This is a genomic window from Paraflavitalea soli, assembly GCF_003555545.1.
Classification (GTDB): domain Bacteria; phylum Bacteroidota; class Bacteroidia; order Chitinophagales; family Chitinophagaceae; genus Paraflavitalea; species Paraflavitalea soli.
The window spans coordinates 979,812-1,000,825 of the sequence record NZ_CP032157.1 but is presented as its reverse complement, the minus strand read 5'-3'; the positions used below and the strand labels follow the sequence as shown (position 1 = coordinate 1,000,825).

The following is a 21,014-nucleotide window of genomic DNA, read 5'->3' as shown; positions in this document are numbered from 1 at the left end:
AAAAAGCTTTACGTGTTGGTCTCTATATCATCCCAGGCCTGGTTCATGTATTTAATAAGCCAGTTGAGCGCATAATGTCGCTCCACCACCACACTGTTGTCCAAACCACCCGGAGAAGGTTTATTATCAAGCCGGGCGCTTACACAGGCCCAATGGAGCCTTAGTATCAGATCGGCCTGGTCAAGTATTTCCTGCTTGCTTCTAAGCTTAGCCTGCTGCCTGAATCCTTCATTTTTTAGGTTATTGATGATCTTTACGTCATTGGCTACATTACACACCTGATTTGGATAGCTCAATGAATCAATATATCCCAGCGCCCATAACATGACATGCAAGCCTTCATATCGCCAGTTGGCGTCGATCTTCTGCTGTTCTGTAGGGTGAGCTGCGGTTGCGTACGCCTTTTCTTTCGGAGATAGTTTGGAAGAGATATTAAATGCTTTGTCAAATTTATCTAAGAACTCCTGTTCCAGCCCCTCACTTTTTACACCTATATAGCAAAGCGCCAGTGCCCGGTCTACTACTTCATCCTTTGTTCTGATAACCACTTCGCTCTCCGGGTCCACAAACAAGGCGTTAGGATTGCTATACACGGGGATATTGTGTTGTTTACAATAGGCTTCCGACTTATTTCTTCTATCCTGCTGGTCATTCGTGGCAGTAATATGCTCTACGGGTTTGGTCACTTTGATAGTTTTACTGGTATTACCGCTGTTACAGCCACAAGCCGCAACGACTAAAAATGCAATAATTATTTTATTCATCATGGGTGGTCATTACTTGGTTAGGATGGCTAAATATACATACTGTAGGGATCAATTGCAACCCTATACCAGTCCGGCGACGGCATGTTATCACGATGAAATGGTAGAATACATAAAATCCCTGCACAGAAGATAGGTTTTACTTAACTTTCAAAAAAAGGGATATTATGCCTGATCAAACACCTCCCAACATTGACTGCGACCGGCTCCATCCCCTCTTACTGGTTAGTGATATTCCTGCAGCGGTCGACTTTTATACCAACAAACTGGGCTTTGCCCATGGCTTTACCTGGGGCGATCCACCGGAGATGGCGGGTATGAACCTGGGATCAGTTTCCATACACCTGTACAAGGGTGAACCCAAGGGCAACTATGTGTATTTTGTAGTGGGTGATGCAGATGCGCTGTTTGAATTTCAACGCAGCAATGGCGTGGAGGTAGTAGTTACGCCGGATGACCGGGATTATGAATTGCATGATTACCGTGTGAAAGATCCCTGGGGCAACGAGCTATCCTTCGGACACTATATACCGCCTATAGGTCCTCCCATCAAAATAGAGCGGGTGGATATGCCGGTACGACTGGAGAAGCGACTGGCGGCCTTACTTAAAGACCTCGCTGAACACAAAGGCATGAGCATTGACAGCTGCCTGGAAGAAACGCTTCTCCACACCTTTGAAGTAGTGGGCAATGATGTGGGCGTAGCAAGTCCACACACAAAGAAAACACACCAATACATTCAGGAGCTGAAAAAGAAACATGGCATTGATTATGATACCCATGCCAGTTATCGGTTTGAAGAATAAAAGATTGCTTATTTCTCCCCCTGAGCCACTCTTTACATAGTATTCCTCGATGATTGCTCTACGTTTTACGGCGCGCTCTTGTGCGTGCCCCTTTCTTAGCTGCTGCGGAGCGTTTACGTGGTCCTTTTGTTCTGACAGCTTTCTTAGCTGCTGCAGACCTTGCCGAAGCGCCCCGTTTTTTGGCTGCTGTACGGGCTTGTTCGGAAAGGGCTTTGTGAGAAGCCGCTGCATGCCCTTCCCGTTTTAATGCTTTCTTGCTGGCCCTTGACCGCTTTCTGGAAACAGGTTCGTGCCGCTGCCCTTTTTCATAGGCACTTGCTGCACTCTTACGCGTTTTCTCAGAGACAGTACCTTTTTTAGGCGGCTTCAGGTCAACTCCTGCACGACGGGCTTCCGATAAACCGATGGCAATGGCCTGTTTGGCTGATCTGGCGCCATGATCGCCCTTGCGGATCTTATCGATTTCATCTTTCACAAACTCGCCTGCCTGGGTAGAAGCGGATTTGCCTTGTTTCTTATCGCGCCGGGCGCGTTCAATCACTTTTTTGTCTGGCATAACAGCATATTTGGAGTATTTGCTGCAATTGGCATGCCCGCAGAATATACTGTTACACTACGGTTTACGGCCTGATCCATGGCAACAAATACATTGTTCACCGGGTGCACCTTCCACAATAAATACATAGATAGAGTCGCCATCTACTGATACACGGATATTATGAAACTTATCTCCAAATTCAATCTTCTTTTCATACCCGGGCATTAGTTCATCCAATTTTATTTCATCCTTCCTTTCATTATTAAAGACCAGTTTCTGAGGATTCTCGTCCTTGCCAAACAAATCGCCGTAAGGATTCTTTTTGACGCCTGGTTTAATGAACTCCTGCATCTCCAGTATCTGGTCAATCATATTTTGTTGTTGCTGCATTTGCGGTTTCATATATTAATGTTATTAAACGTGAACGTTGCCTTGTTTCATCTGCTCATAGGCTTCCCTTATCTTAGGCGATAATAAGCTATCAAAGGTTCTTCCGGATTGCTGATATCCTGGTATGACAGCAGACACGCCATTAAATTGTTCATAGGCCGTTTTATATTGCAGCCAAACGCTTTCCAGGATCGTCTTTTTGTCAACACTATTCTCCATCCAGATCGTGGCAACATGGTCCATCAGGTTGGCAACCTTGGTTACATCAGGCCCTACCGGACTGCTCATATTGATTCCTGGCCAGGCACCGACCGCCGCATACATGGAAAAGGTATTCGCCTTCTTAAATTGTTCTTTTTCGTCCAATGCATTTTTTTCTGTCAAGTCGTTGGCCTCTTTCGCCAACTGATTGGCCTTTTTAGCGGCATATAACGCAAAGAGACTGACGATGATGGCCAAAATCGCTAACAGAGTTGATACAATCTCGTAAGAGCTCATTTGGTTATTTGACTGAAAAAGGAAATAGGTATACACTGTATTAGTTTACTGCCAATTTATCATTAAACCAGCAAGCCTCAAACCGTATAAACACCTTTTTTACCGAACAAAAATGGGAGGCTTTAAAAACCTCCCGTATCAGGGTTAAACAGTAAAATAGGATTATTACTTAAATTGATACACACGGATTGCCTACAACACGCATTAGTCTTTAAATAATATCTACAAATAGAAACAATCTATATACTTCAATCATCTCTCCCCTACTTCCGCTCCGGCATCTTCAGCGTAAGCGGTTTTTCGTTGCGCAACATCTTCCCGGCCTCGCCCGTCAGCCACAAGTAGTGATCCGAAGGCTTGCCGTCATTATTGATAAAAGAAGTGACGGTACTCATGGGGGGCGTATCAGTTACTTTAAAGATGGCAGTTGCCTCGTTCACCTCATCAAACATAGCCACATACAACATGGAAGCACCAGCATTGATAGCCGTACTGATCTGCTGCCAGTAAAAACGGCCTCCCTGGCGGGGAATGGAGCCCACAGGTTTTACATCATCCGGAAACTCATAGCGGCTCAGGTTGTGCCAGCTGAAGCCGGGATATACACAGGGTACATAATCTATATGATTCTTCCTGCACCATTCTATATCAGCTATGGTATTATCACGAAAACGGTCCATATCATTGTGCAAAAGCGGACTGTAGCGCTGTACCGTCCAGGGCAATACAATATCACATTGTTTGATCAGCGTATGCAGGTAAGGATCAGGCAGACAGTCTGCATTCAGTTCACGCCAAAAGGCAGGCACACCCAGCATTACGGCACAACCACCGTATACCGGGTCATTCTTGAGGAAGTCGATCAATTTCTCCAACCCAATATTCCGGATATTATAAGGCCTGTCAGGGAAACCAACGCCCCAAATAGCCACCAGCGGTTTGCCATTATGGTGCAGGTAAGTCTTCTGACCAGCCTGGTTAGTGACCTTCAGTTTATCCACCAGGTATTTCCAATCCTCAATGAGGGCTGAACAGTCTTCATTAGAACCCCGCAAACCGGAAAGATCATACATTACAGCAATGGCCCTGCCGTATTTGGAAGCGGCTTCAAAGGCATTCCTGAGGATGGTGCCCGATACGCTATCACGCCCCTTGGCATTGCCAAAGAAACGTTGCATGAACACCCCATCCACGCCATATTGCTGCATCCACTTGAAATGAAGGTCTACCGTACTTTTATCGTTACTGCTGAAAAACCGGGCCGGCTTGCCGTCGGGCAGTTTCCAGGGCGTTTCATACGTCTTTTCATATTCGGTAACATCGGGCCACATGTCAATACCACTGCGTTCTTCATTGCCATAGGCAAAACGCCGGGCATTGGTACCATCGCCCTGGGCACGGAACCATCCCTGGTAGCCTGCCATCATCAGCCCTCTATAGGAAGGGTATTTTGTTTCTTTGCTGTGTTTGAACTGGGCGTGAAGAGAAAAGGTCGTCAACATTAAGCCGATCAGGAAAATACCAGGCGTAGTTTTCATATTTATGAATGAGTTTTTAATGGAATAGTCCGAAAGTCAGTAAAGTCCGAAAGTCGGTAAGTAATACATTAGTGGCGTAGCCGTTTTCCTTCCGGACTTCCGGTCTTCCCGTCTTCCTGTCTTCTCTTCAAATAACATTCAAGCCCGGTCTGTAAAAACAAACCGGGGTTGGAATGTTCACTTGCATTATGGAAAAGGTTCAGCGTACAGGTTTGGTGGCAGAAAATCCATTGTCACCATGGAACCACTTGCCAGCCTGGCCTGTAAGCCATAAATAATAATCTGAAGCGAGGTCGTTGTCTATGCCAATAAACTTTCTGCTGCCGTGCAAAGGCAGGTCGGCTTCACGGGCACATTTAAAGATGGCTGTGCCTTCATCAATCTCATCAAACATGGCCACATACAGGCTTTGTGCGCCGGAGATTTTGGCCCCTGCCACCTGTTTCCATAGGAAATCTCCTTTAAAGCGGGGAATAGAGTTGTACTGGGCGGCATCCATGCGCAGGTTGCCCCAGCTAAATCCGGGAAAAACCAGCGGTACATAGGTAATACTGTTGGTCGTACACCATTGTATATCCCCTGCCAGTTCGCCACCAGCCACATTGTTGTAGTTGTCATTGCCATACCTTCCCACAGCCCAGGGCATCACGATATCACATTTCTTAATGAGGGTGTGCAGGGCAGGTGAAGCTTCTGTGTCGTTCTTCAGGGTGCGCCAGAAATAAGGCACGCCCAGCATCACGGATACTTTTTTGGTGGGGCCCTTGATCTTATCTACCACCTTGTCTACATCAGCCGTTGTGTATTGCCTGTTGTCATTAAATCCTACGCCCCATATGACCACCAGGGGTTTCTTATTGTGACGCAGGTAAGTTGGATTGGCTGTATTGCTAAACAGATTGAACAATGACTGCAATTCATTCCAGTCCTGCTCCAGGTAAGCAACATCTGCCGGACTACAACCGCTGAGGTCGTACATCACACAAATGGCACGACCATATTTCTTTGCAGCCTTCAGGGCATTTTCCAATACTTTGTTGAAATGCCTTTTGCCCTTTGCATTCGTTGGTTTTATTTCTCCTACAAAACGCTGCATAAACACCCCGTCAATGCCGTAATCCTTCATCCATTTAAAGTGCAGGTCTACCGTTTCCTCATCATAAGGACTGTACAGGTACGCATCATTCCCATTGGGGAACTTAAATGGCGACTTATACGATTTGGTATACTCGGTCATATCGGGCCAGAAATCCACAGCCGAACAGCCAGGCATAAAGCCACCGCAATTACCGTTTTGGTAATGGTACCAGCCACGTTCGGAGGCATCACCCTGTGCGGCAAACCATCCCTGGTAGCCAGCCATCACCAGTTTATTATAGGAGGTATACAAACACCCTGTTTCATCATATACAACTTCCGTTACCGGCGGCGGATCCGGAGGATCGGGAGGATTGTTCCCTCCCCCACCTTTTTTGGAGCAGCTGATGATCGCCAGACAAGCTGACAATGCCAGGAGCCTTGTTATTTTTCTCATAGTACAATGTTTTAAGTGTTCCGGATGCTGAAAACCAGGGCACAGCCCTACTGCCTCGGACTGCACCCCTCGTTTCAGCAATGGTCACCCGACCCGATGGTTATCAGGATACGGGAACTATATTGTCAGCTTTACAGCTGGTGCATAATTAGGCTTGGTGCCGCCAATGTCAATGAAGGCGCCCACCCTGAAATAATAATTGTTACCTGCTTTCAGCTCGTTGGGATAAGCAGGAATATCTATTTCCAATGTGTACACGGTGGCCGGATTGGTAACGGCGCCAATGGATTGCTCTTTAGCTACTACACGCATCGGCTCACCTACCCTTGAATCGGAATGGGCATACAGACCGATCTTCGATACATTGTTGATCACATTTTGCTGCAGCTTGAAAGTAGCTACGATCTTGGTGCCATTCTTTACAATGCTTACATCCTTTACCCGGATATAGGGGGTAACCTGGAAATCAAGTTTGGTTTGTCCGTTTATTACCACTTCCTGCTCAGGAACAGGAATGAAATTCGGCTCCCGTATCTTGATGGTATACGTATTGGCAAACATCAGGGTGTTGGCGTAAGTGCCATCATTCTTGATGATCATGGTTTGCGTGGCTGGATTGGCATATCCATGCTCAATGAACTCGATCTGTGTACCACGGATAATGTCCATCTGCACCAGTTCGTGGGTAGTAGCATCAAAGAAATTACCGGAAAGCCCGGCAGTGGGGCCATCATAGTTATCCTTTTTACAGGATGCCAGGGCTATGACGGATAAAAAAAGTATTAATCGAAACTTATTCATAACGAAGTTTATTAACTTTTAAAAATCGGGGGTTAGTTCTTACCTCCCTTAGGCTCAGCTTCCGGGCCTGTATTCAGCTCGTAGCTCATAGCTCGCAGCTTTCTTCCTAATACTGCGGATTCTGTACCAGTCCATTGGAACCAATACCCGGCACATACCGGTAGTAGCTCTTGGGCTGGAATGTTTTGGAACCGGAGTTAGGCACATTCACCCGTACGAAAATGTACTTTTTGGCAGGTAATGCACGCAGGTCCTGCAGCGGCAGTAAAGAGTGCAAAAACCGGTTGTTGAACTCGGTGTGGAATTCTCTTCTGCGTATCAGGTCCCACAGCCTTTTGTTCTCAAAAGCCAGCTCTACCCTTCTTTCTCTTTGCACATTGTCGGCAGTCAAAGGAATATTGGTGGTATGACCTGCGCGGTGGCGGATATCATTCAGCACTTTGGCGGCCAGCACAGCATCACCCTGGCCACTTTCAATAACAGCTTCGGCATAGTTGAGCAATACTTCGGCATACCGAAACTCTACCCAATCGCTGGTGCTGCGGTTCCAGCCTGCCTCGATAGGCTTGGTCTGGTTCATGAATTTTTTGAAGGAGAAACCAGTGCGGGTATTATTGCCGCCATAGGTGTCAAAACCAGAGTACATCGTCACATCAGGAGCACCGTAGCTATAATAAGTAGTGCCGCTTACCGTGATCTGGTCTTTGGTACGGATCACCGCATTACCATCGGGTTTTACAAAACCTGCCTGGATAATGATGGAAATGTTCTTCCAGTTGGTGCTGGGCAGGATAGCTGTTGCCCACAGGCGTGCATCTTTGTTCTTGAAGATATCATTCGGTGTATCGAATTGTAAATAGCTGGTGCCACTGTTAAAACCATTATAGTCCGTTACATTACCATCCGTACGGGTTACAATGGGAGCAGATGCACCGGGTGCCGTATAACTTTCATACACATCGGCCAGGTCGAGTGTAGGATTCATACGACCGGGGTGAGGCCAGCCATTGGCCACCTGTGCAGGCTGGTACCAGATATCATAATTATGCCCCAGGTTATTACCGGGCAATGAATAACCTTTGATCAGGATGGCTTCGTTGTCATTGGCTACATTGGGATCCTGGAACAACTCGCGATAATTCTCCGCTGCCTGTGCAGGATCAGTAGGATTGGGTTTATACAAACTAAGCTGGTTACTGGAAATGATAGCTGCAGAGGCATCGATCGCCAATTTGTAATAGCCATTGGCTGCGGAAGCATCCAGACCTACCAGTTTCTGGTCCACTGCAGGGCCTGTAAGGGTGATGCGGTTGCCAAACTTAGCGAGGGAGGCAGCATGCAGCGCCGCACGGCTCTTCAATGCGTAAGCGGCATATTTGGAGGCACGACGGCTTCCTTTGGTAGCAGCGAGGTTGGCAATGGCCTCATCGCACAACTCCATTACATAATCCCAGGTTTCTTTTTCTGTGCTGCGGGGCACTTTCAGCGCTTCAGCATCACCCGTGTACACCTGTGATTTTTTCATCAGGGGCACACCGCCATACCTTTTTACCAGTGCGAAATAAGCAAAGGCCTTAATAAAGGCGCTCTCACCTTTCAACGCCGCCCTTTCATCATCCCGGATCTTGAGGGTAGGAATATAATCGATGAGGAGGTTCACATCGCGGATGAGTTTGTAGCCCTGATCCCACCAATGGAAATCACCATCGCCCACAAAATCACCAAACTCTGTATGCACGGCCTCATCGGTTTCCATGGCAGGGCTGAAACCACCATTGTTGGGATCACCGCCATTTTGATTAAAACCGGCACGGAAGAAAGCAAAATCTTCAATGGGCAACTGGTAGTAAAGATTGGCCATATAGATCTTTACACCGGCAGGATCGCCAAAGATGGCATCTGCCGTCACTTTATCAGTAGGTTGCAGATCCAGTACCCGCTTACAACCAGCAAACGAGAGACCTGCTGCCAATACGATATATTTTATATGATTCAATTTCATAGCAAGCTCTTTTTAGAAGTTAAGATTGAGACCTACGTTATATATTTTGGAAAGCGGGTAGTTGAACCCTGCATTGAACAAACCTTCCAGTCTTTCCGGATCGAAAGCTTTTACAAAAGGATCGGCAATGGTGAGCAGGTTAAAGCCGCTTACAAATACACGTAGTTTTTTGATACCGCTACCGGAGAACAATTTGTTCTCGAACGTATAACCCAGTTCCACGCTTTTCAAACGCACATAAGAGGCATCTTTACGCCATACAGAACTCTCTCTGTACATAGCGCCTACATCACCATTGAACCGGGTAGCGGGCCATTTACCGGGTATCCAATCACTCTTTGGATTATAGGGATCCGCTCTATGCCACCTGTCGAAGAAATAGGCAGGCGTATTACCACGGAAGGCCAGTACTTCAGCATATACTTCGCTGAAACGAACGGTGTACATAGCAGAACCCTGCAATAGTAAATTGATGTCAAATCCTTTGTAAGAAGCATTGAGCGTAAGACCGTAGTTGATCTTGGGATTTTTACCCCTTGGGTTTTGGTTATCATTGGTACCGTTGGCGCCGAGGTACATGGGCAACATATCCTTGTCGTCGATCATACCATCGTTGTTGATATCGGAATATTTGAAGTCGCCGGGCAACTCACGCGTATTGGCATTATCACCGCCCTGAATGGGATAGTTGGCAATTTCATCCATGTTCTGGAATTGGCCCAGGTAAGTATAGGACCAGATGATATCATCGTAGCGGTATGCTGTTCCGTTTTTCCATTTGTCCCAGCTGCTTTGGAAGGGCCCTCTTTCAACATAGAGGTTTTGTGAACGGGCAAAATTGAAGTTGCCGGACACATTAAAACGGAAGTCCTTTCCAATCCTGTCGTTGTAACCAATGGTAAACTCTATACCTTGCGTACGGTCACTGTTAAGGTTCTCCTCAGGCAGGGAAGCGCCAAAGGTATTGGGCAGGGACACATTTTTGCGGGCAGGAATACCAAGCCTGTCTCTGCGGTAAACAGCTGCTTCCAGGGTCAGCTTATTATTCCACAAACCAACTTCAATACCAATATCAGCTGTCTTGGCAGTAACCCAGGTCAGTGAAGGGTTCACCAGTCCGGGCGCCTGCGCACCAGTGGTCAGGCTTCCGTTGGTAAACTCATATTGACCGCCACCGCTCAGCGAAAAGCCCTGGATCCACTGGAAGGGACCGCCAGCCTGCTCACCCACACGACCATAAGAAGCACGTAATTTAAGGTTGGAGATAACCGGTATATTTTTCATGAAGTTCTCTTCAGAAATCCTCCAGCCACCGGAAATGATGGGGAAGAAACCCCAGCGAGTATCGGGAGGATAAGCATAAGTACCCATGTAACGGAATGCCAGTTCGAGCAAATACTTTTTATCGTAATCGTAGTTGAAACGACCCAGTACCGCCTGAGAAGCGGATTGTCCTTCTCCGCCGCCATTGGTCATACCATTACCACTGGCTGCGTTGATCTGGTCGATCGTATAGAAATCATAGATCCTTCTCAGGTCGGCGTTACGGCTCCAGTCCTGCCTTTGTTCAAAGGCGCCCAGGAGGGCCACGTTATGGTGGTTGGCAATGGTAGTGGCATAGTTGGCCTGGCCAATCACCACAAATCGGTTGCTGTTGCCATAGCCATTGGAAATACCACCCGTACCTACCCGCTGGGGAGAGGGTACATAATCACCATTTACATACGTGTACAAGGTATAAGGTTTGGATACATCCTTACCCTGGTAGCTGTTGAGGTCATAAGCCGCTGTGCCTTTCAACGTAAGTCCTTTCACGAATGGTACATCATAGGTCAATGAGAAGGTAGATTGTACTCCCCTGTTTACCGTTTCACTGTACCCGGTAATACTCCTGTCAGATAAGGCCAGGGGGTTCTGCGTAGACGGTGTTACCATCGCAGGATACAGTGGGTTGCCATTGGCATAAGGCTTCTCCGTAGGCAGGGTTACCCGTGTGCCCTTGAAGATATTGAAGAAGTTTTCACCGGGTGTTGTCCTGATATCGTAACGGCCACCGATCAGCACTTCTGCTTTCAGGTTCTTGGCCAGTTCCGTTGTGATATTGGAGCGGAAGTTGTAGCGCTTGTAATTCATGTCATTGCTGCGCAGGTAGCTGCCTTCATCTACATAGGCCAGACCGATATAATATTGTGTTTTTTCGTTGCCACCGGAAGCACTCAGGTTATGCTGTTGTGTGATGGAGGTCTTTTTGAGGGCCGCATCATACCAGTCCGTACTTTCATAACCGGGCGCACCATCGATCCATTTTTGCAACTCTTCCTTGGTGATGAAAGGGGTTGGACTGGTATACATATTCAGGTTGGCCTCATTGCGCATCTGCATCCATTCGGAGGCATTGGCCATGCGGGGCACATCGGTAGGCTGTGAAAATCCTACCACACCGGTGTAATTAAAGGAAGCCTTACCCCGGGCGCCTTTCTTGGTAGTAACGATCACCACACCATTGGAAGAACCAAAGCCATAAATAGCGGCAGAGGCATCTTTCAGAAAAGATACACTCTCAATATCATCGGCATTAAGTCTCTGGAACTCAGAAGAGCCGTCCCGTACGATACCATCGATAACATACAAAGGAGCTCCAAAACCACGGATATTGATCATGTTCTCAAATGTACCGGGCTCACCACTCAGCTGCCGTATCTGCAAACCAGCCACTTTACCCTGTAGCTTTTGCGCCAGGCTTACGCTGGTAGTTGTTTGGATATCCTTATTGGAGATATTGCTTACAGAACCCGTAAGCGTTTCCTTTTTCCGGGTTCCATAACCTATTACCACTACATCTGATAGCTGGTCGTCACCATCAGTCATGGTTACATTCATAACCGTACGTGTACCAATGGTTTCAACAACCTCTTTTTTACCGACAAAAGTAAATACCAATGCGGTAGCTCCTTGTGGAACGGTAATGCTAAAAGATCCTTGACTGTCTGTGGTTGCAGCCGACTTATACACGTCGGTCGACGCATTGCCATTACTGCTTCTCACAGAAACAGTAACACCCGGCAAAGCCGTGCGGCTGGCATCCGTCACTTTCCCACTGATCACTTTTTGCTGTGCCACAGCTAAAAAGGGGAAAGCACATGCCAGGAATAATATGTAATACAATCTTTTCATAAATCAGTTAATTGTTTAGATAAGTGAAGTTTGATACCGTAGGCGGTTTAGGGTGGGTCGCCCTCGAAGGGCGGCTCACCCTGAGCCGCTGATCAGTAAATGTCATGGCGGGTAAAAGGTGGCATAGTACATGGATAGCATCGTTTTGGTGTTAAAATTGGTTTATTAGTTTCCCAAGGTTGCGTTGTACAGTTTTTCTTCTTTATCAATACAGGCTACGGCTTGTACCACAGCAGCGGGGTTTTTAATGGTGATGGGCAGGTCGGTCACATAATTGCGCATGCGGCAGCCTACCAGGGATACGGTGAGTCTTTCCGTACCCAATACCTGCATAAAATCAAATGACTTTTCCAGGTTCGTTAATGCGCCATTACCACCGGAGAATGCCTCTACGTTGGTGATGGCGGTATGTCCTTTTCCTTCAATAATAATGGGATGGATCTCATCCAGCGTTGTGCCGGCATTGGCAATGATGGAGCCCTGCGCGATCTGCCAGTTGCGGTTCTTGCTATTGGAACCACCTTTATAGAGGCCCACAGCTACACAATCCAGGTTAAAATTCGTCAGCTGCCCATAGCTTTCTGCGCCCAGGTAAATACCGCCCCAGGTGGCAAAGGTGAACAGGTCCATCAGCTGGGCATTGTCCGTATTGTTGATGGCATAAGCATAGGTCTTGCTGCTGACCACCTTATCAATGATCGCTTTGGAAAAGCCAAATCCGATCTGCCGCATATTGGAAGGATTCACGTGGCAATGGAGGAAACGGGGTATATCATAACAATAGTTGATCCGGATAAACTCGCCACTCAACGGATACCCATAGCAATGTTCAATAAGGATCAGCTCGCAGGCCATTCTCCGGCTGGCATTAAAATCCATGGCCATATACTCGCCGTAGAAAGTAAGGTTGGTAAGCGTTACCCCTTCTGTTTTGGAGGTTTTGCTCACCTGTATCGTAGGCGGGTACTTAATGATCTTAGCAGAGTCTTTCAACTCCTGGTTGGCATACCAGAACTGGATACCCCTGATCTGTGTGGCCGACTCGACTGTAATGAATGGGTTCTTGTCATCTATTATTTTAAATACACTACCCACCGGTTGTTTTTTGGTGGCATGCCGGGTGCCCCGCGGTGTGGGGCCATGTACGCCAATAAGCGATACGTTTTTCTTTAAGATGATACCACTGGCAATGGTGTAAGGTTCCTCGGACGGCTCTACATATAAGGCAGCGCCGCTGGCAGAAGCCCAGTCAATGGCTTTTTGAAGATTGGCCCCATTGGTAGCAGCATCATTTTTAGGAAGTACCTGGAATTCCCGGATACTTTTGCCCTGTGCAAAAGCACCGGCACCAATAGCAGACATCAACAGCAATAGCAATACAGCGTATTTCATAATGGCATCGTTAAAAAAGTTGTCATTCCTTCTTCTTTGTCGCTCTCCACTTTATTGTCACTCCCCACTTCATTCTCATTTCACTCTTCATTGTCATTTCACTCTTTATTGTCATTTCACACTTTATTGTCATTTCGACCGCAGGGAGAAATCCGCTATCGAAGCAATAGATTTCTCACTCCGCTACGCTCCGTTCGAAATGACAGAATGGTGAGAGGCGCTCCGTTCGAAATGACACCCAAGGATGAAATTAAAAACCCGCATTGGCCGTGCCCCAGGTCTTGTTGGGCTTGGGGCCCATTTCCAGTTCCAGGTGTCCTCCCTTCATCAGTTGCTCGTGTGTGAACCAGGGTGTATTCAACACCACTCCATTCATCTTAGCGCTTTGAATATATTTATTGACTACAGAACAGCGGTTGGCAGTGAGCCTGAACTGTTTTCCATTCTGCAGGTCAATGGTTATTTTGCTGAATAAGGGGCTGCCGATCGTATACACAGGCAACCCGGGTGTTACCGGATAGAAGCCCATAGAAGAGAAAACTACAAAGGCCGTCATACCACCACCATCTTCATCACCGGGAATGCCAAACACATTGTCCTTAAACCACACATCGAGCAGGAAGCGGGTAACCTGCTGCGTTTTCCAGGGCGAAGCGGTAAAATTGTAGAGGTAGGGAATATGAAAGCTCGGCTCATTACCCATGGAATATTGGCCTACCAGGCCGGTAGCATCGGGAAATTTGGACCAGAATTCATGTTTACTGCGGCCCAGTCCTTCGCGATACAATTGATCCAATCTGTCTTCAAAAGTTTTCTTGCCCCCCATCAGGTCAATGAGGCCCGGTATATCCTGTTGCACCTGCCACAGGTAGGTCCAGCCATTGTTCTCATCGTAATAATCGCGTCCACCGGGACCGCCGTCAAACTTCAGATCAATGTTGATCCAGTTGCCCTTGTCATCTTTCGGCAGGAAGAATTTCTTCTCGGGGTGCCATAGGTTCTTATAATTAAGGCCCCTTGGTGTGAACAGGGCATAATCTTCAGGTTTCTTCAGGTCTTTAGCCAGTTGGGCCAATGCCCAGTCGTCGTAACTGGTACCCAGCGTAACAGCTACTGCCTGCCGCTTTTCGAAATTATCTACCAGGCCCACCGTTTCTTTTTCGCCGGGAGCAAGCGCGGGGAAATAACCGTTGGTATGGTAAAAATCGTCGAGAGATGTTTTAGGCCCATTGCGCCAGGGAATAATGGTAGCATCCGTGGCATTTTTCCGCATGCCTTCATATGCTTTCTGGATATCAAAGTTTTTCAACCCCTTGCGGTATGCATCCAAAAACACTACGGAAGAATGAAATCCATTCATGCAGGCATGATCGCCAAACAATACGGGGAAGGTGGGCATCCAGCCGCTTTGCTCGTACATGCGTACATAAGACTGCAGCATATCTTCCTCCTGCGCGGGGTTCAGGATCATACGCAGGGGGTGATGCGCAAGGTAAGTATCCCATGCCCAGTCGTCCACATAAAAAGGACGCTGGTCTTTATTTACCTGCTTGTTATAACCGCTATAATAGTTGTTGTCTTCCGATACATCCACCATTCTTTCATAACACCGGTACAAAGCGGTATAAAAAGAACGCTTCTGGGCTATCGTGCCCCCCTCTACTTTTATTTGTGACAACACTTTATCCCAGGCTTTTTTGCCGTTTTCCACCAGGCTGGCGAAACTCCTGCCCTTCAATTCAGTCTCATAATTCTTCCTGGCCTGCTCAGCACTTACATAGCTGATCGCATACCTCAACTCAACCTCAGTAGTCGTTGAGGGAAAACTCACAGCAGCTTTAGGACCTTTGCCTTCCCATAACTCCCCCTTACCCGCTGTATTCCATACACCATACATATACACTTTTACATCTCCATGCCAGGTTTCGAGGCCGGTTATTTCTGTAGCGGAGGGAAAACTATAATTGGACTGGCCGCCATTGTATACATCCAGCAAAATGGATTTATGGGCCGACTGGGGAAAGCGGAAACGATAGATACCGGCTTTTTTGCCAGGGGTGAACTCAACCGTCACTTCATCATCGATGAGGTAGGTGGAATAATGCCAGGGCGCATTGATCTCCAGGTCGTGGTCATAGGCCATTCGGGCCTGCCAGCTCTCCCGGGCAATAGGCTTTACGGAGGGTTTGATGGCAAACACCTGCCCCAGCCGGTGCGAAACGATGTTTAACGGGAAACTGGTGATCTGGTTATCCAGGTAATCTTTTCGCTGAGGGGCTACCCTGATCATCTGATTGGGCAACTGGATGGTGGGCCGGGTAGGCTCCAGGAGCTGACCTACATTTCCAATAGTGGGATCGACATATGCAAGATTAGATCTTTCTGATACCAGCAGGGAAGCTTTACCGGGTTGACGGGCATAAAGGACGGCAACATTCCACAAAAGCAGTAAAAGCAGCAGGAGCTTTTTCATATAGCAGGCAAACATTTCGTTGAGTAATTCTTAGTGCAAGAAAGGAGGAGGAGACTAATAAAGGCATTAACAAAACCATTAATTGGGAAATTAATAGCTTGTTTTTTAATTTTTTATGAAGAAAAGCATGTAGGGCTGCGTCACGCGGAGCCGGATAAACTCTGTCGAAGCCCCTTAAAGAGGAATTTCTACAAAACACCCTTCGACAAGCGCCTTTAGATCAGAGTGAGCCGCCCCGAAAGGGCGCCCACCCTTTAGACGCCTTCGACAAGCTGGGTGGCAAAGGCTACTGCCCGGTCATTTCGGTGAACGACCTTTCGAAGTCCTGCCCATAATTCTCCCGGTATTCTTTGGCAAACTTCAGGTAGGCATCTTTGGCCATGCCATGCCGCCCAAGCAGTACCAGGCATTTGCATTTCCAGACCAGGGCCTCTTCGTTGAGCTGGTCGGAAAAGAAGATGCAATTGGTGGCTTTGATAATAAATTCAGCGTCGGCCAGGGGATCGGCCGTTGATATATAACTTAATAGTATATCTATGGTTTTACCGGAAACATCCGATTTAATATCATCCAGCCAGCTATAATGCATGGTGCTCAGGAAAGCCCCCCTTCCAACAATCTGTACCAGTTCATGCGCATAGGCTTTATTAATAGCCGTTTTATGCGACACCAGTTCCATGTATTGCTGAAAGTCTACCTTAATGGAATTATTCAGGATATCCAGTTTCCATTTACCCGTCTCTTTGCCGATATGGCAATCCCCTATTTTTTCCAGGATGCCTTTTAGCTTTACCACATTAACGGAGAAATTATTCCGCGCATCTTTGATCGGTTTATCGCTCCATAAAGTTTCATACAGTTTTTCAGAAGCAATACCCCGGCCATCTTTGTAGGTATGGATCAATACCAGCAGGAACAACTCCTTGAGCAAAGGAGTAAACATTTTAGTAATATCATTCCCTTCTTTGTCAAAAACCTCCAATTGCCCGAATAAGTTGATGGCTGCCACTTCCTTGCTGCCCGCCAGCTCTGTTATTCCCGGCACAGCATGAGCTGTCACTGCCGGCGCAGTTGCCTTGCCAGGTATGGCTGCCTGCCAGTTTGCCTCCTGGTGCGCCAGTTGATCCGCCCGCTTCTTCCGCCACATCATCGCCAGTACACCCACCGCTACCAGGAGCCCTGCTATCAGGAACCAAACCCAGTCGCGGGAAGGTTTGGCTACCTGAGTTGCTGCCGCCACCAGTTTATTGGGTGGAAAATCTATGGTATAGACCTTTACACTGGTAATATTCTGCTTATTGGTAAAAAGGGTTACAGCAACCAGCTTTTTACTCACTGGGCAATAATAGAGGTCAGCAAATGATTCAATGTCATGAAAGGCATAAGGGATCGTATCACCCATCAGCTGATAATCCGGCGATTGCAGAGAGCCTTTCATCAATTGCAGTACCGAGTTGAAGCGGTCAATGGGATGAATGAGCGCATAAAAGTCCCGCGTAGCAGAATCAATGACGAGGCTATTGGCAAAGCAAAATTGGTTAGGAGGTTCCTTCAGGTGAAAGAGACTTTTGAAAGTATTGCTCTTTACACTAAAGGCTATTAGTTCATAACTATATTTGGGGTTGATCGTTTGATCGCCGGTCTTACTGCCAAAGCCACCGATGATGTAAGCGGTATCGCCGGCGTTATTGGTGCCCAGGGCAGCCAGGTAGCGTGGCATAAAGAAATCACCGCCGGGGTCTATAGATTCCCATTCTTTGGTAGGAAAATGATAGCGCTGCACTTCATTCTTGTATTGCAACTGGCCGTATCCGCCTATTATATATAAGGAGCTATCTGCCGGCGACAGGAACTTATTGGCCTGCCAGTATACGGTAAGTTGTCCCGGTGTAAAGTTCAGGTCCCACTTGCCGGCCTGTGGTTGCCAGGTACTTACTTTCTTCTCATCTATATTAAAATTGTACAAGGCGTTACCGGCAGCATTACACACCGATTGATTGCCGGGTGGCAACGTATCGCGACCGACAGTGAGCTTTGTGCCCGTCAGTTGTCCGTTCTTAAAGGAATACTGGTACAAAGAGTCGGGAGATACAATGTAGAGCCTTTCTGTATGTTTATCAAAAGCTACACTGGCTACTCCCCTCGTTTCAACGGCCGCCGCCTGCACCCAGTTCTGGTGGCGGGGTTTGATCCATACCGGGTTTGTCACCAGGGCTACTTTATTCTTTATTTCATCGGCACATTCATTGCCGCTGCTTTCAGACAATGGATAATAAGCTACCTGTGCAGTACCTTCTGCTATCCGGATATCCCGGATGTTCATGGGTGGGATATCGGTGATCTGAAATCCTGTAAAGTCGTTGGCGCCGAAAAAAATGCGGTAACAGGTGGCATGGGAAATATTGGCCTTGCCTTTAGACACCAGCTGGTTATTGAGGTAAAACCCTGCTTCCTGTGTTTTGGCATCCAGGGTCACCTTGAATTGGCTCCATTGGCCGTATAAATGCATGGAATCGATGGTAAATTCTCCGGAAACAGTTTCCCCGATCACAAAGTTGAACTTCTGCAGTTTCTGGTTGTAGACAATATCTATGTTTTGATTGTTGCCTGTTACCAGGCGCATGATATACCCAAAATAGGTTTCCAGGTTGGGAGTAAAAGCCAGGTCGAAAGAGATCTCAGCAGCCTGTTTGAGGCACAAGGGGTCTTTAGGTGTCAGGTTAAGTGAGGTTCTCTTTTCGGGAACAACCTCATGACTTGAAAACCTTAATCCGTGTGACTGGCAAAATACACTGTTTGCAATCAATACAAAGCATACCAATAAAAGGAGTCTCCCCATAAGCAAGCGAAACTAAATATAAAGTACAAATTACTTATTCTGCGCTATTAAACAGGATAGATAGCGGCAAATTTTAGTAAAGAAATAAATGCTAAATATAAGAGGCAGAAACAGTTAGTTATAACTGGACATCAAGTTCATCGCCGGAAAAGGCCAGCGGCAATAACATACTGGCAGCAGGTATGATATAAACCTGACCAGTTTTACCTGCCAATATTAACCGGACCGGGTGTTTCGTACGCTGTTCAAACTCCTGCAGGGTTTGCCGGCAGATACCACAGGGGCTAATAGGATGGTCGCCGGACACACCATCGCCTTCATAACTGATGGCTATCGATTGGATAGGTTGCCCGGGATAAGTAGCACCGGCGGTGGATAATAAGACCCGTTCTGCGCAAATGCCCGCCGGGTAAGAAGCATTTTCCTGGTTGGCGCCAATGACCAGTTCGCCATTCTTTAAGCGGGCCACGGCCCCTACCCTGAAACGGGAATAAGGCGCCCAGGCATTTGGGGTCGTCTCCCGTGCTTTATTGAGCAAAAAGGCATCCTGCTCATCCAGCTCATCTATGGAATCATATACCTCGTAGGAAAATTTATACTCGCTTGATTTCATGGATACAATTTAAGAAGAATATAGAATGCAGAATCCAGAATTCAGAATGCTACTGCGATTCTGACTTCTGGATTCTATATACTGGCTTCTGACTTCTTAGTGAATGCTACTAAACATGCGGCTCCAGCGCACGCCCTTATCCCAACTCATCCAGATAAGCCATGCTTCTCCTACCACATGATCTTCGGGCACAAAACCCCAGAAACGGCTATCCTGTGACTGATGACGGTTATCTCCCATCATCCAGAAATAATCCATTTTGAAGGTATATTGGTTGGTCTCTTTGTCGTTGATGAAAAATTTACCATTGCGTACTTCGAGGTCATTGTGCTCATACACACGGATAGCGCGTTCGTACATCGCATAGTTATCTGGTGTCAGCGTAAGCGTAGCGCCTTTTTTAGGCACCCACAAAGGACCAAAATCATCTACCTGCCAATGGTGCTTACCATCACGGGGGAATATCTTGGAATCTTCCTGTTTGGCCACCACAATGCTGTCGATAATACCGTTTTTGATCATTTTGTCTTTGGCATCATTGGTGAGCAACATCCGGTAACGGTTGCCTCCCATGGGGCTAAGTTCCAGGTCATCTACTTTGTCGAAATCATATTCTTCCCGCAGCACATCAGGGTCTAATGGCTGCCCTTTAGTGGTCACATAATAGAACATCTGCATCTTGGGAGGCAGGAATGCTTTCTGCCCATTGATGAACAATACACCGTCTATTAATTGTAAGGTATCACCGGCAATGGCCACACATCGTTTGATATAGTTCTCTTTTTTATCAACCGGTCGTATGATCAGGGGGTACCGGTCGGGATTAGACAGGATGATCTGCCTGCCTACATCCATATTGTGGTCTCCGATCTCCCAGGCTACATCATAATAAGGGTTCCGGGACTGAAACTCTTCAAGGTTGATCACCGTATCGCCCGCCGGAAAGTTAAACACTACTACATCATTCCTTTTTACCGGACTGGCAAACCAGCGTGTATAGGGAATGTGGATGAGCTCGGAGTATGATTTAGAATTCGTAATGGGCAGGGTATGGTGAACAAAAGGTATGGCCAGCGGTGTATTGGGGATCCGGGGACCATAGCTGAGTTTGCTTACAAACAGAAAATCATTCACCAGCAGGGTCTTTTCCATAGATCCTGTGGGAATGGTATAGGCTTCAAAAACAAAGGTACGGATCAGGGTGGCCGCTACGATGGCGAATACACCGGCATCGATCCATTCGCGCGCAGCGGTCTTTTTATGCTTTTTCACGATCTCCGGACCATAGTACTTTTCTTTGGCATCATAACCAATAGCGGGCAGGTAGGCAAATCCAAACAATACCGTAGCCGCATGCTGCAGGAAACGGAACTTGCCAAATAGCTTAACAAACTCTACCAATATCCATAAACTGATGAACCAGCCTACTACAGGAATGAACTGCCAGAAAAACCAATGCTTTTTCAGGTCGGTCAGCCTGAGCATTTCCCAGGTATTCAAAAAAGGTACAAATGCTTTCCAGGCCGGGATACCTGCCTTTTGGAACATTTTATACAACCCTACGGCAGGCAATAGTACAATCAGCAGCGAGATTAAAATAATGACGGACAGATCGTGTGAACTCATGCTGTGCTTTTTATTAAAATTCCGGG

At 47.1% G+C, this 21,014-nt stretch carries 15 protein-coding genes; 1 reads left to right on the top strand and 14 read right to left on the bottom strand.

The window, feature by feature from the left end; all coding sequences use genetic code 11:
• Window positions 1-8 precede the first annotated feature (8 nt).
• On the bottom strand, window positions 9-767 hold the full coding sequence (locus D3H65_RS03780; protein WP_119048982.1) for a DUF4272 domain-containing protein: 759 nt from the start codon (window positions 765-767) through the stop codon (window positions 9-11).
• A 164-nt stretch (window positions 768-931) separates the two neighbouring features.
• On the opposite strand from D3H65_RS03780, the gene D3H65_RS03775 reads away from it, so the two are divergent.
• The gene (locus D3H65_RS03775) at window positions 932-1,570 is read left to right on the top strand and encodes a VOC family protein (RefSeq protein ID WP_119048981.1); all 639 of its coding nucleotides are present in this window, start codon (window positions 932-934) and stop codon (window positions 1,568-1,570) included.
• Window positions 1,571-1,628: 58 nt separating this feature from the next.
• On the opposite strand, the gene D3H65_RS03770 is transcribed toward D3H65_RS03775, so the two are convergent.
• The 13 genes from D3H65_RS03770 to D3H65_RS03710 form a co-directional block, all read right to left on the bottom strand.
• Complete coding sequence (locus D3H65_RS03770; protein WP_119048980.1) at window positions 1,629-2,126, bottom strand: DUF6496 domain-containing protein; 498 nt, start codon at window positions 2,124-2,126, stop codon at window positions 1,629-1,631.
• 57 nt (window positions 2,127-2,183) lie between these two features.
• Complete coding sequence (locus D3H65_RS03765; RefSeq protein ID WP_119048979.1) at window positions 2,184-2,510, bottom strand: hypothetical protein; 327 nt, start codon at window positions 2,508-2,510, stop codon at window positions 2,184-2,186.
• A gap of 12 nt (window positions 2,511-2,522) precedes the next feature.
• A complete protein-coding gene (locus D3H65_RS03760; RefSeq protein ID WP_119048978.1) occupies window positions 2,523-2,996 on the bottom strand; it encodes a hypothetical protein in 474 nt (157 codons plus the stop codon).
• A 263-nt stretch (window positions 2,997-3,259) separates the two neighbouring features.
• Window positions 3,260-4,534 carry a glycoside hydrolase family 71/99-like protein gene (locus D3H65_RS03755; RefSeq protein ID WP_119048977.1) on the bottom strand — a complete coding sequence of 425 codons (1,275 nt, stop codon included), beginning with the start codon at window positions 4,532-4,534 and terminating at the stop codon, window positions 3,260-3,262.
• A gap of 199 nt (window positions 4,535-4,733) precedes the next feature.
• Complete coding sequence (locus D3H65_RS03750) at window positions 4,734-6,068, bottom strand: glycoside hydrolase family 71/99-like protein (protein WP_119048976.1); 1,335 nt, start codon at window positions 6,066-6,068, stop codon at window positions 4,734-4,736.
• A 117-nt stretch (window positions 6,069-6,185) separates the two neighbouring features.
• Window positions 6,186-6,869 carry a DUF3823 domain-containing protein gene (locus D3H65_RS03745; RefSeq protein ID WP_119048975.1) on the bottom strand — a complete coding sequence of 228 codons (684 nt, stop codon included), beginning with the start codon at window positions 6,867-6,869 and terminating at the stop codon, window positions 6,186-6,188.
• Between the two features lie 106 nt (window positions 6,870-6,975).
• The gene (locus D3H65_RS03740; protein ID WP_119048974.1) at window positions 6,976-8,871 is read right to left on the bottom strand and encodes a RagB/SusD family nutrient uptake outer membrane protein; all 1,896 of its coding nucleotides are present in this window, start codon (window positions 8,869-8,871) and stop codon (window positions 6,976-6,978) included.
• A 12-nt stretch (window positions 8,872-8,883) separates the two neighbouring features.
• Window positions 8,884-12,045: a SusC/RagA family TonB-linked outer membrane protein gene (locus tag D3H65_RS03735; RefSeq protein WP_119048973.1), complete on the bottom strand. Its 3,162-nt coding sequence runs from the start codon at window positions 12,043-12,045 to the stop codon at window positions 8,884-8,886.
• A gap of 165 nt (window positions 12,046-12,210) precedes the next feature.
• Entirely contained in the window at window positions 12,211-13,437 is a 1,227-nt protein-coding gene (locus D3H65_RS03730) for a hypothetical protein (protein WP_119048972.1), read from the bottom strand.
• 250 nt (window positions 13,438-13,687) lie between these two features.
• Window positions 13,688-15,910, bottom strand: a complete 2,223-nt coding sequence (locus tag D3H65_RS03725) for a GH92 family glycosyl hydrolase (RefSeq protein WP_119054381.1) — start codon at window positions 15,908-15,910, stop codon at window positions 13,688-13,690.
• A gap of 286 nt (window positions 15,911-16,196) precedes the next feature.
• Complete coding sequence (locus D3H65_RS03720; protein ID WP_119048971.1) at window positions 16,197-18,749, bottom strand: Kelch repeat-containing protein; 2,553 nt, start codon at window positions 18,747-18,749, stop codon at window positions 16,197-16,199.
• Between the two features lie 118 nt (window positions 18,750-18,867).
• The gene (locus tag D3H65_RS03715) at window positions 18,868-19,362 is read right to left on the bottom strand and encodes a cytidine deaminase (RefSeq protein ID WP_119048970.1); all 495 of its coding nucleotides are present in this window, start codon (window positions 19,360-19,362) and stop codon (window positions 18,868-18,870) included.
• A gap of 96 nt (window positions 19,363-19,458) precedes the next feature.
• Window positions 19,459-20,988 (bottom strand): S26 family signal peptidase, encoded by a 1,530-nt coding sequence (locus D3H65_RS03710; protein WP_119048969.1) that lies wholly within the window; start codon window positions 20,986-20,988, stop codon window positions 19,459-19,461.
• Window positions 20,989-21,014: the final 26 nt, after the last annotated feature.

Excerpts from the sequence above, each read along its gene's own strand:
- D3H65_RS03780 (WP_119048982.1), bottom strand. The coding sequence starts at position 767 with ATGATGAATAAAATAATTATTGCATTTTTAGTCGTTGCGGCTTGTGGC.
- D3H65_RS03775 (WP_119048981.1), top strand. The coding sequence starts at position 932 with ATGCCTGATCAAACACCTCCCAACATTGACTGCGACCGGCTCCATCCC.
- D3H65_RS03770 (WP_119048980.1), bottom strand. The coding sequence starts at position 2,126 with ATGCCAGACAAAAAAGTGATTGAACGCGCCCGGCGCGATAAGAAACAA.
- D3H65_RS03765 (WP_119048979.1), bottom strand. The coding sequence starts at position 2,510 with ATGAAACCGCAAATGCAGCAACAACAAAATATGATTGACCAGATACTG.
- D3H65_RS03760 (WP_119048978.1), bottom strand. The coding sequence starts at position 2,996 with ATGAGCTCTTACGAGATTGTATCAACTCTGTTAGCGATTTTGGCCATC.
- D3H65_RS03755 (WP_119048977.1), bottom strand. The coding sequence starts at position 4,534 with ATGAAAACTACGCCTGGTATTTTCCTGATCGGCTTAATGTTGACGACC.
- D3H65_RS03750 (WP_119048976.1), bottom strand. The coding sequence starts at position 6,068 with ATGAGAAAAATAACAAGGCTCCTGGCATTGTCAGCTTGTCTGGCGATC.
- D3H65_RS03745 (WP_119048975.1), bottom strand. The coding sequence starts at position 6,869 with ATGAATAAGTTTCGATTAATACTTTTTTTATCCGTCATAGCCCTGGCA.
- D3H65_RS03740 (WP_119048974.1), bottom strand. The coding sequence starts at position 8,871 with ATGAAATTGAATCATATAAAATATATCGTATTGGCAGCAGGTCTCTCG.
- D3H65_RS03735 (WP_119048973.1), bottom strand. The coding sequence starts at position 12,045 with ATGAAAAGATTGTATTACATATTATTCCTGGCATGTGCTTTCCCCTTT.
- D3H65_RS03730 (WP_119048972.1), bottom strand. The coding sequence starts at position 13,437 with ATGAAATACGCTGTATTGCTATTGCTGTTGATGTCTGCTATTGGTGCC.
- D3H65_RS03725 (WP_119054381.1), bottom strand. The coding sequence starts at position 15,910 with ATGAAAAAGCTCCTGCTGCTTTTACTGCTTTTGTGGAATGTTGCCGTC.
- D3H65_RS03720 (WP_119048971.1), bottom strand. The coding sequence starts at position 18,749 with ATGGGGAGACTCCTTTTATTGGTATGCTTTGTATTGATTGCAAACAGT.
- D3H65_RS03715 (WP_119048970.1), bottom strand. The coding sequence starts at position 19,362 with ATGAAATCAAGCGAGTATAAATTTTCCTACGAGGTATATGATTCCATA.
- D3H65_RS03710 (WP_119048969.1), bottom strand. The coding sequence starts at position 20,988 with ATGAGTTCACACGATCTGTCCGTCATTATTTTAATCTCGCTGCTGATT.